The 14,926-nt window shown below is 61.5% G+C and carries 14 protein-coding genes and 1 riboswitch; all 14 genes read right to left on the reverse strand.

Going from position 1 to position 14,926, the window contains the following annotated elements; translation table 11 throughout:
* Nucleotides 1–19: 19 nt before the first annotated feature.
* The 14 genes from mgtE to OC537_RS09065 all read right to left on the reverse strand — a co-directional run bounded on the left by mgtE (nucleotide 20) and on the right by OC537_RS09065 (nucleotide 14,725).
* A complete protein-coding gene (gene mgtE, locus OC537_RS09000) occupies nucleotides 20–1,363 on the reverse strand; it encodes a magnesium transporter (RefSeq protein WP_262110828.1) in 1,344 nt (447 codons plus the stop codon).
* A 124-nt stretch (nucleotides 1,364–1,487) separates the two neighbouring features.
* A riboswitch (M-box (ykoK) riboswitch) is annotated at nucleotides 1,488–1,657 on the reverse strand.
* A gap of 155 nt (nucleotides 1,658–1,812) precedes the next feature.
* On the reverse strand, nucleotides 1,813–3,021 hold the full coding sequence (flgL, locus tag OC537_RS09005) for a flagellar hook-associated protein FlgL (RefSeq protein ID WP_163149759.1): 1,209 nt from the start codon (nucleotides 3,019–3,021) through the stop codon (nucleotides 1,813–1,815).
* 3 nt (nucleotides 3,022–3,024) lie between these two features.
* Nucleotides 3,025–5,013, reverse strand: coding sequence for a FlgK family flagellar hook-associated protein (locus OC537_RS09010; protein ID WP_163149756.1), 1,989 nt, complete (start codon nucleotides 5,011–5,013; stop codon nucleotides 3,025–3,027).
* 3 nt (nucleotides 5,014–5,016) lie between these two features.
* Complete coding sequence (gene flgJ, locus OC537_RS09015; RefSeq protein ID WP_262110829.1) at nucleotides 5,017–6,129, reverse strand: flagellar assembly peptidoglycan hydrolase FlgJ; 1,113 nt, start codon at nucleotides 6,127–6,129, stop codon at nucleotides 5,017–5,019.
* A 118-nt stretch (nucleotides 6,130–6,247) separates the two neighbouring features.
* Nucleotides 6,248–7,345 (reverse strand): flagellar basal body P-ring protein FlgI, encoded by a 1,098-nt coding sequence (locus OC537_RS09020; protein WP_262110830.1) that lies wholly within the window; start codon nucleotides 7,343–7,345, stop codon nucleotides 6,248–6,250.
* A gap of 61 nt (nucleotides 7,346–7,406) precedes the next feature.
* A complete protein-coding gene (gene flgH / locus OC537_RS09025; protein ID WP_111910119.1) occupies nucleotides 7,407–8,078 on the reverse strand; it encodes a flagellar basal body L-ring protein FlgH in 672 nt (223 codons plus the stop codon).
* 26 nt (nucleotides 8,079–8,104) lie between these two features.
* Complete coding sequence (gene flgG, locus OC537_RS09030) at nucleotides 8,105–8,893, reverse strand: flagellar basal-body rod protein FlgG (protein ID WP_033131136.1); 789 nt, start codon at nucleotides 8,891–8,893, stop codon at nucleotides 8,105–8,107.
* Nucleotides 8,894–8,986: 93 nt separating this feature from the next.
* Nucleotides 8,987–9,733 carry a flagellar basal-body rod protein FlgF gene (flgF, locus tag OC537_RS09035; protein WP_111910120.1) on the reverse strand — a complete coding sequence of 249 codons (747 nt, stop codon included), beginning with the start codon at nucleotides 9,731–9,733 and terminating at the stop codon, nucleotides 8,987–8,989.
* 146 nt (nucleotides 9,734–9,879) lie between these two features.
* A complete protein-coding gene (gene flgE / locus OC537_RS09040) occupies nucleotides 9,880–11,238 on the reverse strand; it encodes a flagellar hook protein FlgE (protein ID WP_106886358.1) in 1,359 nt (452 codons plus the stop codon).
* Between the two features lie 10 nt (nucleotides 11,239–11,248).
* Entirely contained in the window at nucleotides 11,249–11,986 is a 738-nt protein-coding gene (locus OC537_RS09045) for a flagellar hook assembly protein FlgD (protein ID WP_106886357.1), read from the reverse strand.
* Nucleotides 11,987–12,091: 105 nt separating this feature from the next.
* Entirely contained in the window at nucleotides 12,092–12,511 is a 420-nt protein-coding gene (flgC, locus tag OC537_RS09050) for a flagellar basal body rod protein FlgC (RefSeq protein ID WP_005329775.1), read from the reverse strand.
* Nucleotides 12,511–12,909, reverse strand: coding sequence for a flagellar basal body rod protein FlgB (gene flgB / locus OC537_RS09055; protein WP_005329774.1), 399 nt, complete (start codon nucleotides 12,907–12,909; stop codon nucleotides 12,511–12,513). The genes flgC and flgB overlap by 1 nt, the downstream gene beginning before the upstream one ends.
* Nucleotides 12,910–12,971: 62 nt before the next feature.
* Entirely contained in the window at nucleotides 12,972–13,796 is an 825-nt protein-coding gene (locus tag OC537_RS09060; RefSeq protein ID WP_005329773.1) for a CheR family methyltransferase, read from the reverse strand.
* Nucleotides 13,797–13,813: 17 nt separating this feature from the next.
* Complete coding sequence (locus OC537_RS09065; RefSeq protein WP_025327540.1) at nucleotides 13,814–14,725, reverse strand: chemotaxis protein CheV; 912 nt, start codon at nucleotides 14,723–14,725, stop codon at nucleotides 13,814–13,816.
* Nucleotides 14,726–14,926: the final 201 nt, after the last annotated feature.

Raw genomic sequence — 14,926 nt, forward strand, 5'->3', positions numbered from 1 at the left:
TTTTTGCTTTCTGTCGTTGTCACTGCAGCTCGGGCAGCAGCCACTTGGCGATTTCGAAATAGATGATGAGGCCGGTGCCATCCACCAGGGTGGAGATGAAGGGGGCCGACACCACGGCCGGATCGATGCGCAGCCGACGCAGCACCATGGGGATGATGGAGGCGACCGTCGCGCTCCAGAGTACGATGGCGATGATGGTGAGGGTGACCACCATGCCGATCTCGGGGCCCACTCCCAGGCTCCAGGCCCGCACCCAGGCCGCGATGGCGATGGCCACCGAGATCAGCAGACCGGTGGAGAGCTCCTTCTTCAGCACTGTGCCGAGGTTGCGCAGACTCACCTCCCCCACCGCCATGGCCCGTACTATGGTGGTGGTGATCTGGGTGCCGCTGTTGCCGCCGGTGCCGATGAGCAGGGGGATGAAGAAGGCCAGGGCGATGGCCGCCTCCAGTTGCTCCTCGAAGGCCCGCAGCACTGTGCCCGTATAGGCCTCCGCCACGAACAGGATCAGCAGCCAGCCCACCCGCTTGCGCCACAGCTGCCAGGGAGTGGCCTGCAGATAGAGGGTATCCAGGGGGGATGAGCCCCCCTGCAACTCCGCATCTTCGGTGGATTCGAGCTCCAGGATGTCGGCGGCGTCATCCACGTGGAAGACCCCCACCAGACGCCCCTGATCCTCCACCGGCAGGGTCGAAATGTCGCGATCGATCAGCAGACGGGCGGCCAGCTCCTGATCCGCCCGGGCGTTGATCCGCACCGCCTCCCGCTCCATCAGCTCGCTCACCGGCCGCAGGGGATCGGCGATCAGCAGGGATTTGAGGGAGACGCTGCCGAGCAGGCGCCGCTCGCCGTCGACCACATAGAGGTGCTGAAACAGCTGGGCCTTGTCCCAGGCGTCGTGGATCAGCCGCTTGGCGCTCTCCACCGTGGTCCCCTGGTCGACGGCCAGGTATTCGTGGCGCATGTTGGCACCGACCGACTCGCTCGGCCAGTCCAGCAGGGAGGCGTAGATGGCTTGCGCCTGGGTCGGGAAGCGGGCCAGCAGCCTGGTGCGATCCTGAGAGCCCAGCTTGCGCAAGATGGCCACCATATCGCGCCGGGGAATGGCCTCCTGCAGCACGCCCACTATGCTGCCATGCAGGCGCAGCAGCAGCTGGCCTGCGCTCTCCGCCGACAGGGAGGCGAGCAGGGCGGCCCCTCGCGGCGCAGGCAGGGTATCGAAGACGCAGTTGAGCTCTTCCGGGCGCAGGGTCAGCAGTTGATCGGCACGCTGCACCGGGTCCAGGTTGTGGTCTAGCCAGCCCTGCAGGGCGGCGAGATCGAGCAGTTGATGACGGTTGAGCAGGGTGTGTGTTTTCTTCATCACAGATATCCTCATGTGATTTCAGGCAGGGCCTGAAGGCAACCGGCTCGCACCGGTCGCTGTCGACAAGAAAACAGCAATTTGATTGACGAGTAACAGGCAGGAAATGACGCCGTCCGGCGTGTTTTCATCCCCACGTACCAGCTTTAGCACTGCATAACGTATCCGGCACGCCGGAAGCCACTTGGGTTGACACCTTAATCCGATGAAAACTGTCCTGATCTTGGGCGTCTCTGGACGTCGTGAGATCAGTGGCCTGTGTTTATGCAGGAGCCTCGCCTAACGAGATGCTGCGAAAAATGCGCGCCACCTGGGTGGTGCGGGCGGCATCATCTGTCCGGGGCCTCCCCGAGTCAAGGCCATTGGGCTGCTGGCAACGGGTTGTTACAAATTGGAGGGGAAAGGGGCAGTAGGTAGAGCGGACTCCCCCTGCCCGGGGGAGCCAGCCATCAGCGGATGTAATCGAACAGGGTCAGCTTGCTTATCTTGCCGAAGGCGAGCTGGGAGGCGCTCATGGCAGCGTCCTCCTTGGAGAGCGCCGCAATCACCTCGTACATGTCCGCCTCGGAGACCTTGGCCCGCGCCTGCTGGTTCAGGGTACTGAGCCCGTCGTTCGACCCCATCACCTGCTCCAGGCTGTTCATCCGGCCACCCAGCTCGCCGAGCCCTCTGTCTATCTTGGTCCTGGCGTTGTTCATGTGGGTGGTGGCATCCGCCACCGCCAGCTGGAAGCCGTCAGCCGAGAGGCTGGGGTCGCGCAGGGCAGTGAGGAAATCGGACATGCCGTTGAGCACGCTGTCGTTCTTCGGCTTGTCCAGCACTAAGGTCTGATCCGCCCCCCCTGCCGGCAGGTCCAGGGTCAGCTCCAGTCCGTTGAAGGCTATCTTGTTGCCCGCGCTGTAGTCCCCGTCCTGGATCAGACCACCGCCGCTGTCCCGGATCTCGTACCTGTCCGGCGGTCCCACCTGAGTGCTCACCGTGAACTGGTTGCTGGCAAGAGACGAATCGTAGTTGTTGCGATAGAAGCTCTCGAAGTTCCCCTGATCCCCCACCCCCACCTTGATGTTGGCGCTGGTACCACTGGCGGTGCGCCGGGTCGCCACCATCTCGAACAGATCGAAGCCGGAGTCATTGGCCGGGATCTGCACGGTGGAGGAGACCTGGATGCTGCGCTGCCCGGTGTCCCCCTGGAACACATAGTTGCCGCTCGCATCCTTCACGAAGGGCTGGGTCTTGCTCTGGTTGCCGCCGAAGATGAACTCCCCCTGGGAGTTCTTGCTGTTCATCAGATCGAACATCTGCTTTTGCAGCCCCTCCAGCTCGCTCGCGATGGCGTTGCGCTCCTCCGAACCCATGGCCGAGCTGTTTGCCTTCTGGATCAGGGTCTGGGCGCTCAGCATGGCGTTGTTGAGGGAGGTGAGCACAGTCTCCTCGTGGCCCAGGCTGTTCTCCAGCAGGCTGCCGTTGACGCCGTACTGCTTGAAGAGATCGATCTCCTTGGTCAGCGCCAGCTTCTGGCTCATGCCGGCGGGGTCCTCCCCCGCCCGGGAGAATTTGTCCCCCGAGATCAGCTGCTCATAGGCGGTATTCTGGCGCTCGCTGACCTTGCCCATGGAAGCAAGGTTGCGGTCATAGATCATGTTGGTGGTGATGCGCATGACTTACCTCACGGAAGACAACAGGGTATCGAAGATGGTCTTGGCGGTATTGACTATCTGGGCCGAGGCCGCATAGGACTGCTGGAAGCGGATGAGGTTGGCCGCTTCCTCCTCCAGATTGACCCCGGAGACGCTCTCGAAGATGGCGGTGCTCTGGGTCAGCTTGGCCTCATTGGCCTGCAGCAGCGTCTTGGCCTGGCTGGCCTTGTTGCCCACCCCGGTCACCAGGGCGCTGTAGGCGTCGTTGAAGGTCATCTTGTCGTTGCTGGTGGCGGCGTTGTTGTTCTTGCGCACCAGCTCCTTGTTCTGCAGCTCCGCCAGCGCCAGCCCGTTGCCGTTGTCGGCAAAGCCATCCTTGTTGTAGCTCAGGGTGAAGCTGTCGTTTGCCTCCACCTTGCCGGTGATGCTGAAGTCGTAGCCCGGGGTCAGGGCCGGCACTATGGGCGTCCCCAGCGGCATCTCGAGGGCGGACATCAGGTTCTGCCCCTTGCTGGAGGCAGGAGCCACCCCGAGCAGGTTGTTGTTCTTGTCATAGACCTCGTAGTTGCCGCTGCCGTCGATCTTGATGACCTGGGGAGCGTTCGGGTCCAGGGCATTGGTGCCAAAGCCAGACCCAGTGCCTGTGTTGTAGACACTGTTCACCTTGATCTCGCCCGAGCCCAGGTTCTGGGAATTCTTGTCCGCCTTGATGGGGGATGCCAGGGCAATGTCTTCCGGCCTGGTAGCGGCCTGCTCCATGCCAGCGGCGGCGTGCTTGGTGGGTTGCAACACTATCTTGTCGCCCCCGACCGGGGTGCCGGACAGGTCGATCTCGATGCCGTGCCCCGCCACCTCGAACTTGGCGGGGGGGGTGGTGCCAGTCGCCACCGAGGTCCGCTGGCCTGAGCCGTCGATGGAGAAGACCTCATAACCGGTGGCGCTGTTGAACTGCACTTCGTAATCGAAGGTGGTCACCTCTGAGCCCTTGCCGGGCACGAAGTTCACGCTGGCCGCCCCGTTGCCCTGGTTGCCGGCATAGGGGAGCCCCTGGCTCCCCTTGAGGGAGAAGAGATCACCCCCCAGCTCGTTGTCCAGATCCATGCCGAGGCGGTTCTGCTGGTTCATGGCATCGGCCATGGCGACCGCCAACTGGCCCAGCTCCCGCTTGGCGGGCTCCAGATCGTTGCGCGCCGTGAAGAGGCCGCCGATGGCGCCCCCCAGATCCTTGTCATTGATGTTGGCCTGGTTGGCCCCCAGGGTGAGTTGCAGCCTCGCATCCCGGGAGTCCGGGCTGCCCGGCACCACCTTGAACTGGGCCACGCCGCCGTCCAGCACCAGGGAGTGTCCCGTGCTCATGTTGACCAGCATGCTGCCGTTGGGCTGGGTCACGGTGCGGACTTCCATCTTCTCGGAGAGCTGGCGGATAGCCTCGTCACGCTGATCGAACAGCATCAGGTTCTCCTCCGGCGAGCCCTGGGTGCGGACTATGGCCTGGTTCAGATCGTTGATGCTGTTCAGCAGGCTGTTCACCCTGTCCGTCTCGTCCCCTATGGTGGAGTTGATGGTGTCGCTCTGCTTGTCGAGCTGGGCGGAGAGGGTGTGGAAACGGTCAACCATGCCGCTGAGCTCGCTCAGGGTGGTCTTTCGCCCGCCCACTTCCGCCGGCGATTCGTTGGCGGTGTGGAAGGCCTTGAAGTAGGAGGTGATGGTGGTGCCCACGCTGTTGCTGGCATCCCCCAGCAGGCTGTCGAGCTGGAACAGCTGATCGTAGCGCGAGCCTGCGGCATGGTAGGCGGAGGTATCGCGGCGCACCTCAGCCTGTGCGTAGGCGTTGATGACCCGCTCGCTCACCATGTCGCCCGTGCCCAATCCGACGGAATTGGTGTAGATCAGGGTGCGTTCACGTACATAGCCCTGGCTGTTGACGTTCACTATGTTGTTACTGGTGGTCTGCAGCAGTCGCTGCTGGGCCAATACACCCGAAGTCCCGATTCCAAGCAGATCGCTTGCCATAGCTTACAGCTCCATCTCTGTGTTCCTGGTCGCAGCGTTGCCGGGCATCGAGTAGCCGGCGATGGCATCACTGCGCAACACTTGTTTAAGTTTGCTGGCGTACTGGGGATCGGTGGCATAACCGGCCTGCTGCAGCGCCTCGAAGTAGCGATCCGGGCTGTCCACCTTGGCCAGCGCCCCCTTGTAGCGGGTCCCCGAGGTCAGGAAGTCCACATAGTCGTTGAAGCTCTCTTCAAACGACTCGTAGGAGCGAAACGCCGCCTTCTGGCGCGACGCCACCCCTTGCTCGTACTCCAGGGTGCTCACCACGGCCTTGGGCCCTTCCCAGCGGGGATCGGCCTTGATGCCGAACAGGTTGTGGCTCATCTGCCCTTCCCCATCCTTGATCACCCGCTTGCCCCAGCCGCTCTCAAGGGCGGCCTGGGCCACCAGCACAGCCGGGCTCAGTCCCAGCTTGTCCGCCGCCTTCTTGGCCAACGGCATCAGACGCTCGACAAACTCCTCCGGACTGTCGAACACCTTGGCGCTCTCATCCAGGGCCGAGGCCCGCGGGCTGCTGCCCATGGGAGGCACGGTGCGATGGGGGCGTCTGGGCAGGTTCAACGGAGACTCGGCCCCATTCAGCTCACCCTTCATCTCGCTCTTCATTTCGTTATCAGCAAAATCTTTGCCAACTTTGGAGGCTGCGATCAGATCGTTGGAGGCGCTGGGGGCTTCATAGGGTTTGTAGACCCGCTCGGTGCGCTGGGGCAGCTTGAGAACCCGGCCGTCGTTATGGGTGAAGGTCTTCTCGGGAGAGAACTGCTTGGCCACCATCTCGGCGATGCCAAGACCCCCCTTGCTCGACATATCGGAGACCCGCTGCTCGTCCAGCATCCCCTCGTAGAACTGGGTGTAGCTGCTGTTCATCGGGTTATCCTGGGTCAGCACCGAGTTGGCCTGGCGCATCCCCTTGAACAGGGTCTGGGTGAAGATGGACTCGAACTGGCGGGCCGCCGCCATCAGTGCCTCTTGCTTCCCTTCCTTGCTGTGGCTCATCTGGCGCAGCTTGTCCAGGTTCTGAACGTCCTGCACCATGCCAAGATTGATACCACTCTGGGTGTCGAACTCTGCCATAACCTTCCTCTTTGCCGCCCGTGGCAACCTCTTGCCGCTCAAGAAATGACTGTATTACCTATTGGCTCTCTGGGCTGGCTGCTGCGCCGCCAACCCAGAGACTCGCCGGGACAGCCTGTTACAAGATGACCAGCTGTCCCTGAATGGCGCCCGCCTGCTGCAGGGCCTCCAGGATAGCCATCAGATCCCCCGGGGCTATCCCCACCTGATTCACCGCCCGCACCAGATCGTCCAGGGTCGCCCCCGTGTCGAGCTTGAACATACGCCCCGGATCCTGCTGCACGTTGATGGTGGAGTTGTTGGTGACCGCGGTCTGCCCCCCCGCCAGCGGATTGGGCTGGGAGACCTGCTGGTTCTCGGCTATGGTGACCGTCAGGCCCCCATGGCTGATGGCGGCAGGCCGCAGCTTGACCTCGCTGCCGATGACTATGGTGCCGGTGCGCGAGTTGACGATGATCTTGGCGGACTCGGTGGCCGGATCCACTTCCAGGTTTTCGATGGTCGCGAGGTAGGAGACCCGCTGGCTCGGATCCCGTGGGGCAAACACCTTGATGGAGGTGGCGTCCAGGGCCTGGGCCGTATTCGGACCCACCAGATCGTTGACCACGTCGGCCACCCGGCGGGCCGTGGTGAAGTCGGGCCGGTTCAGGTTGAAGGTGATGGTGTCCCCCTGGGAGAAGGAGTTCGGCACTTCACGCTCCACTGTCGCCCCGTTGGCGATGCGCCCCACTGTCGGGGTATTGACCACCACCTTGGAGCCATCCGCCCCCTCGGCCCCGAGACCACCGACCACCAGGCTGCCTTGGGCCACCGCATAGACGCGGCCGTCCAGCCCCTTGAGGAAGGTCTGGAGCAGGGTGCCGCCCCGCAGACTCTTCGCCTCGCCGATGGCGGAGACGGTGACGTCTATGGTCTGGCCCGGCTTGGAGAAGGGGGGCAGATCGGCGTGAATGGCCACGGGCGCCACGTCCTTGATCTTGGGCTTGATGTTGTCCGGCACCTTGATGCCGAAGTTGTTGAGCATGGTCCTGAAGGTCTGCTCGGTGAAGGCGTTGTTCTTCTCGCCCGTGCCGGGCAGGCCCACCACCAGACCGTAGCCGATCAACTGGTTGCTGCGCACCCCTTCCACCGAGCTGAGATCCTTGATGCGGGAGGCGTGCGCCAGCCCAAGCGGCAAGATACAGCACAGCAGGCCGAGCAAACGGAGTCGGTTCATGACATCTCCTAACTAAACCATTCCGGCTTCGGGTCGCCACTGACGATCCGGAGCCCGAGTATTAAATGGGCCACCAGGGACCGTTGAAGAAGCTGGTCAGCCACCCCTGTTCCTGGGTGTTGGCCAGATCGCCGGTGCCGCCGTAATGGATGCGCGCATTGGCGACCCGCTGGGACGAGACGCTGTTCTCCGAACTCACGTCCTCCGGGCGCACCAGACCGGTGATGCGGATGTATTCGTTGCCGTTGTTGAGCATGATCCACTTCTCGCCGCGCACCAGCAGGTTGCCGTTCGGCAATACCTTGATCACGCTGACCGAGATGTTGCCCTGCAGGCTGTTGCTCTGATCCGCCTTGGCCTGGCCCTTGAACGCACTGCTCTGGCCGATGGAAGCCGACAGATCATAGGCGCCTGCCGTCACCGGCACCCCGCCCAGAGTGACGGGTTCCAGCTCCATCTTGTTGTTCTTGCCGCTCTGGGTATTGGCCTTCTTCGACGCCGAGGTCGATTCCGCCAGCTCTATGGTGATGATGTCACCCACCCGGTGGGCCTTGATGTCCGAGTAGATGCCGTTGACCTGTTCGGGCTGGAAGATGGCCCCGGTCGGGCGCACCGACACCGGCTCCGACTCGCCATACACGGGGGCAAATTCGGGGTCGTCGGGTCTGGCGGTATTGGGAGTGCTGGTACAGCCTGCCAGTGTCAGCAGGCCCAGCATCCATAGGGCTTTCATCATGGGCCTCCGCTTATGTTTCAGGATTAGGTGCGCTGGGTCAGGAAGGACATCATCGAGTCTACTGCCGAGATGACCTTGGAGTTCATCTCATAGACGCGCTGGGCCTGAATGAGGTTCACCAGCTCCTCGGTCACGTTGACGTTGGAGGTCTCCAGCATCCCCTGCTTGACGACCCCCAGGCCGTCCGCACCGGCAGTGCCCTGGATGGGGGCGCCGCTCGACTGGGTCTCGAGGAACAAGTTCTCCCCCATGGGTTGCAGGCCGGTCGGGTTGACGAAGTCGGTGGTGTTGATCTGGCCCACCACCTGGGACTGGCCATCCCCCTTGAGCTGGACGGACACCTGGCCATCCTCCCCCACCGTCACGCTCTGGGCGTTCTCGGGGATCTGGATCTCCGGCTGCAGCGGGTAGCCGTTGCCCGGGGTCACTATGGTGCCCTCGTCATTGAGGGTGAACTGGCCGTTGCGGGTGTAGGCCGCGCTGCCGTCCGGTAGCTGGATCTCGAAGTAGCCGCGGCCGCTTATCATCAGATCCAGGGAGTTGTCCGTGGTCTGGACGTTGCCCTGGCTGTGGTTTTTCTGGGTGGCGACCACCTTGGCCCCCGCCCCCAGCATCAGGCCGGAGGGCAGCTCGGTATCCGCCGAAGAGCGACCACCTGGCTGGTTGATATTCTGATAGAGCAGATCCTCGAAGATGGCGCGGGCCTTCTTGTAGCCCACTGTGCTGGCGTTCGCCAGGTTGTTCGAGGTGACCGAAATGTTGGTCTGCTGGGCATCGAGGCCGGTCTTGCTGATCCAGAGTGCAGGATTCATTTCATCTTCCTTAATTAGCGGATCTAGGGTGCAGGGTCATGTCATCTTTTGATGTGCGAATCCAGAGTGCAGAGTTCATGTCATGCTCCTTGATTAGCTGATACGCAGCAGCTGGGTTTGGGCCTCGTCATTCTCCTCGGCGGTCTTCATGATCTTGACCTGAGTTTCGAACTGACGTTGCAAGCGAATAAGGTTGGTCATCTCGTCGACCACGTTGACGTTGCTTCCCTCGAGGGAGCCGGCGATCAGGCCGACCTCGGCAGAGGCTGCCTCCTTCTGGCCATCCTTGCGACGAAACAGGCCATCCTGGCCCTTCTCCACCGCATCGCTCGGGGGATTGACCAGCTTGATGCGCTGGAAATCCTCCGGCAGGTTGGCGGCGGCCCCCTCGGGACGGCCGCTGATGGTGCCATCCCGGTTGATCTCGATCTTCTCCATGGGCAGCGGCAGCACTATGGGCTGACCGGCGTCATCCACCACGTTGAGCCCGGTGGAGGTCTGCAGATTGCCGGTGGCATTGAGCTGCAGATTGCCCATGCGGGTATAGGCCTCTGCCCCATTGGGATCCTGCACCGCAATCCAGCCCTGGCCGTCGACGGCGACGTCAAGATCCCGCCCCGTGGTCTGCAGCAGGCCGTGCTGCAGGTTCTGCCCCGGCCGCTCGGTCATGGCGAACACCCGCGTGGGCAGTCCTTCGCCAAACGCCTGCATGCTGCGCGCCTGCTCGAAGTCAGACTTGAAGCCTATGGTGTTGGCGTTGGCCAGGTTGTTGCCACGCACAGCCAGGCTGTTCATGTTCTCCTTGGCCCCGGACATGGCGATATAAAGCAGGTGATCCATGGGATCCTCCGTCAAACAGATGACTCTCGCAGGACAACTGCAAATTGAGTGCCAAGAGGAATGGAAAGGGTGAAACAGCGGAGGAAAAAACGCCGCATCGGAAACGACAAGGGGCGCATGAGCGCCCCTTGTCACCGCGAAAAACCTTAGCGGATCTGCAGTATGTTCTGCTGCAGTGAGCTGTTCACTTCCAGCGAACGGGAGTTCGCCTGGAAGTTGCGCTGGGCGGTGATGAGGTCCACCAGCTCAGTGGTCAGATCCACGTTGGACTGCTCCAGAGCAGACGACTTGATGGAGCCGAAGGTGCCGGAGTTCGGGGTGCCCGGCAGGGCATCACCGGAGAGCAGGGACTGGCGCCAGGAGGTGTCCCCCACCTGGGTCAGCCCCTGGGAGTTGGCGAACTTGGCCATGGCCACCATGGCCACCTTGACGGTGGTGGCGTTGCTGTAGGTCGCCGAGACTATGCCGTCAGCTGTGATTTCGACCTTGGTCAGCCGGCCGACGGTGGAGCCATCCTGGGTCAATTTGTTGACCTCGAACGGCGAGGCGTACTGAGTCACTGTACCGAGCTTGAGCTCGATCTCCTGGGTGCCATCGGCGCCATTGTTGATGATGCCGGCGCCCGGGGTGCCCAGCGGCTCTGTCTTGATGATGGCCGGCGTGGTGGGGGTCTGCATCTTGCCGGAGGCATCGAAGGTGACGCGGGCGCTCAGGGGGGCCTGGCTCAGGCCGGTGGCCATGGTGGTGGCGGCACCACCCACGACGTCGATGGGCTTGTCCCCTTCATACATATACATGCGCCAGGCCGTCGGGCTCGCAGGCTGGGTCAGGTTCGCGGGATCCGCCTCCTTGACGAAGTACTGGGTGATGGTGTGCGGCTCCCCCAGGGAGTCGTAGACCACCACAGAGGTGGAGGAGGAGTAGGTGCTCGAATCCTTGGGGTCGAACTTGGAGGCATCGGCGGCGCCATTGCCCGCCGCCAGCGGCGAGGCGGTGGACGGCAGGTTGAAGCTGGCCTCTATCTGCGAGGTCTGGACCGGCTCACCGGCCTTGTCCGGGATCTGGATGGGCTTGGTCGCGTTGATGCTCACCGCCTTGGGAGTGCCATCAGAGTTGATCTCGTACCCCTGCAGGTAACCGCCGGAGTTGCTGACCATGTAGCTGCTCTCGTTGAGCTTGAAGGCACCGGAGCGGGTGTAGCTGCGATCCAGGTTGGTCAGGCCATCGGAAGTCACGAAGAAGCCGTTGCCCTGGATGGCGAGATCCAGCGCGTTGTTGGTGAATTGCAGCGCCCCCTGGTGGAACTGCTGCGCCACCGCCCCCGTCGCCACCCCGTTGCCGACCTGGGTCTTGGCGTTGACGAAGATGGAGTTGGCGTAGACGTCGGCGAACTCGGCGCGGGACTCCTTGAAGCCGGTGGTGTTGACGTTGGCAATGTTGTTCGCGGTGACGTTCAGGTCTTTTTGAGCCGCATTGATGCCGCTGAGGGCATTGTTGAATGACATGTCTTTCTCCTTAGATCACTGCGTTAGGGGTCGGCGTCGGTGTCGCAGTCGACTTGCCGGTCGTCCCGCCAATTTCCAATACGTCGGTCAGATAGATGCCACCCAGTCCCTTGAGCTTGAGGGTGCTGGGGTTGGTGCTGGTGCCCAGGGTGACGCTCTCCACCTTGGCATAGGTCAGGGCCGGCACGCTCTCGGACTTGCCATTGACGGTGGCGTGCGCCTCTATCGAATACTTGCCGCTCTTGGCCAGGTTGCCGTCCTTGTCCTTGCCATCCCACTCGAAGGCCACATTCCCCTTCTGGTCCCCTTCGATGGAGAACTCCTTGATCACCTGACCGCTCTCGTCCTTCACCGTCACCTTGACGTTGCTGCCACCGTCCCCGGTGGCGATGACGCCGGAGAGGGTGCTCCCCTTCTCCAGATAACCGGTGTTGGAGGGTATGAGCACGTTCTGACCCACCAGGGCCGAGGCCTGCAGCGCCTGGCTGGAGGTCATCAGGCTGTTGAGGCTCTCCATCTGGGTGGAGAGGCTGCTGATCCCCTGGGACGTCGACATCGAGGTCATCTGGGAGAGCATCTGGGCGTTATCCACCGGCTTGAACGGATCCTGGTAGGAGAGCTGCATGGTCAGCAGCTTCAGGAAAGACTCCTGATCCAGCTCCTTCTTCTGGGTCGGGGTGTTGGTGGTATTGGTCTGGGCGGACGACGTCCGGTTGACCCCCAGCAGGCTGTCATAGGTATCTGCCACTTATGATTCCCCCTCTGTCCGGGTTTGCCGGGCGCCGTTCAGGTCGAACCCATGGTCGCGGTCATGCAGACCGTCACTGATCTCTCTCATCCGGGTTCACCTCTATCAGGACTTGCCGAGGCCGAGCGTCTGCTGCAGCATCTTCTTGGCCGCATCCGCCACCTGGACGTTGGTCTGGTAACTGCGGGAGGCGGCTATCATGTCCGCCATCTCCTCCACCATGTTGACGTTGGGCTTGAAGATGAAGCCATCCTTGTCCGCCATGGGGTGGTTCGGGTTGTACTCCTTGAGCAGCGGCGCATCACTCTCGACTATGCCCTTCACATCCACCCCTACCGAGGCCTGCTTGTCTGACATGGCCTGATCCAGCTGGGCGGCAAAGACTGGCCGCCTGGCATGGTAAGTTTTTTCCACGCTGGAGCTGACGCTGTCGGCGTTGGCCATGTTGCTGGCCACCGTATTGAGACGGACGGACTGCGCGCTCATGGCAGAGCCTGCAATGTCAAAGACCTTGAACAAACTCATTACTGATCTCCTTTCAACGCCTTGAGCAGGCCGCTTATCTTGCCATTCATGAATTCGAGGGAGGCCTGGTACTCGAGGCTGTTGCGCAGAAACTCGCTGCGCTCCTGCTGCACATCCACGGTATTGCCGTCACCTGTATCCGGTTGCAGGGGGTTGCGATACTGGGTCGACCCGGGGGCATCCATCTGCAAGGCGAAATGCTTCTCGCTGGTGGTGGACAGCCCGAACCCTTGCTGGCTCTGGGCATCCTGCAACGCCTGGGAGAAGTTGATGTCACGGGCCTTGAAGCCCGGCGTATCCGCGTTGGCGATGTTGCTCGATAACACCTCCGCACGCTTGGCGCGAACGCTCAGCGTGTACTGGTGAACACCGAATGCCTTGTCGAATGAAATTGCCATAACGCACCTCCTGCTTCACGAATGTTTAGCAAGAGGTGTGCCAAAGAGGGACGAGGGGGGAGTTATTTGACCTTGTAGACGATGCCGGGGTTGCAGCGGATCATCTCGAACTTGTCGGTGAGGCCCGCCAGGGACTCCGAGGCCCCCAGCATCAGATAGCCGCCAGGATTGAGGCTGCTGGCAAACTGGTTGAGGATCTTGGACTTCACCTCTGGCGCAAAGTAGATGAGCACGTTGCGGCAGAAGATGATGTCAAACTTGCCGAGCAGGCTGTAGCTCTCCAGCAGGTTCAGGGGCCGGAAGCTGGTCAATTTTCTGACACGCTCCGATACCCGCATCTTGTTGTCGCCACAGGGCTCAAAGAACAGCCGCTTGCGCTCGGGTGACAGGCCGCGAGCCAGTGCCAGGCTGTCGTAGACCCCTTCCTTGCACTGGTTGAGCATGGTGCTGGAGATGTCGGTCCCCACTATCTGCACCCCGCCCGGCAAGGTGCCGGGACGTTTGACCTGCTGCTCCAGCGCCGTCATGGCGATGGAGTAAGGCTCCTGCCCGGAGGAGGAGGCCGCAGACCAGATCTTGATGGGACGACCACTCTTGCCGAGCTCGGGGAAAATCTTGTCACTCAGCAGCTGGAACGGGTAGGTATCGCGAAACCACAGGGTTTCATTGGTGGTCATGGCATCGACCACGGCCATCTTGAGCTCCCGTTCACGCACGTTCATCGCCCGGGTCACCAGTTCAGACAGACTCTCGATACCAAACTGAGTCATCAAGGGCGACAGACGGCTCTTGACCAGATACTGTTTGTTGTCACCCAGCACTATGCCGCTCTGCTGCGCCAGAAAATTGCTGAATTGCCTGTATAAGTCGTCCGAAAGTGTCTTCATGCAGTTGTTCTTCTTTATTAGAGAGCGCCTTGTACGGCCTTGGCCAATTCATCAGGCTGGAATTTGGCAATGAAGTTGTTCGCACCAACTTTCTGCACCATGGCCTGATTGAACACCCCACTGAGGGATGTGTGCAGGATAACATGCAAATCCTTGAGGTTGGGATTGTTGCGGATCTCGGCGGTGAAGGTGTAGCCATCCATCTCCGGCATCTCGATGTCGGAGATGACCAGGGCAATCTGATCGAGGATGGGGCCCTGCTTGGCCATCTCCAGCAGCATGTTGAGGGCCTCCCGTCCATCCTTGGCCAGCACGCACTGCACCCCTATGGCCTCCAGCGCCCGCTGTACCTGCTTGCGCGCCACCGAAGAGTCGTCGGCGACCAGCACAGGACGGCCGTGGGGATTGCGCTCCACGCTGGCTTCCACCAGCTCGGCACTCACCTCGGTGGAGACCGGCGAGATCTCGTTGAGAATGCGCTCCACATCCAGGATCTCCACCAGCTCGCCATCCACCTCGGTCACCGCCGTCATGTAGTTGATGCGACCGGCGCCCTTGGGGGGCGGCAGTATGGACTCCCAGTTCATGTTGATGATGCGCTCGACCGAATGGACCAGGAACCCCTGAACGGATCTGTTGTATTCGGAGATGATGATGAAGCACTTGGAGATGTCCTGGATGGGGCGCTTGCCCATCGCCATGCTGAGATCGATCACCGAGATGGTCTGGCCGCGAATGTGCGCCACACCGCGAATGCAGGAGTTGAGCTTGGGCATGACGGTCAAGGGAGGGCACTGCAGCACCTCACGTACCTTGAATACGTTGATGCCAAATCTTTGACGTCCGTTGAGACGAAACAGCAGCAGCTCCAACCGGTTTTGTCCCACCAGCTGGGTCCGTTGGTTGACCGAGTCCAGAATACTCGCCATAAACACTCCCTAAAAAAACGCTTGGCACTGATCGTGCATGTTGTGTGTGCATGCACATTGGCTTGCATCAGACTATCGATGTCTCGACAACCGAAATCTGCAGCAAGCATAGTTAACTGCGATGGTGTACGTGAACAACTTATCGACCGGTAAGCAAAAATGATTAATAGACTTTTCCTCATCTTACTGCCGTTTTGCAGC

It is taken from the genome of Aeromonas sp. Marseille-Q5825, from assembly GCF_946892685.1.
Taxonomy (GTDB): domain Bacteria; phylum Pseudomonadota; class Gammaproteobacteria; order Enterobacterales; family Aeromonadaceae; genus Aeromonas; species Aeromonas rivipollensis.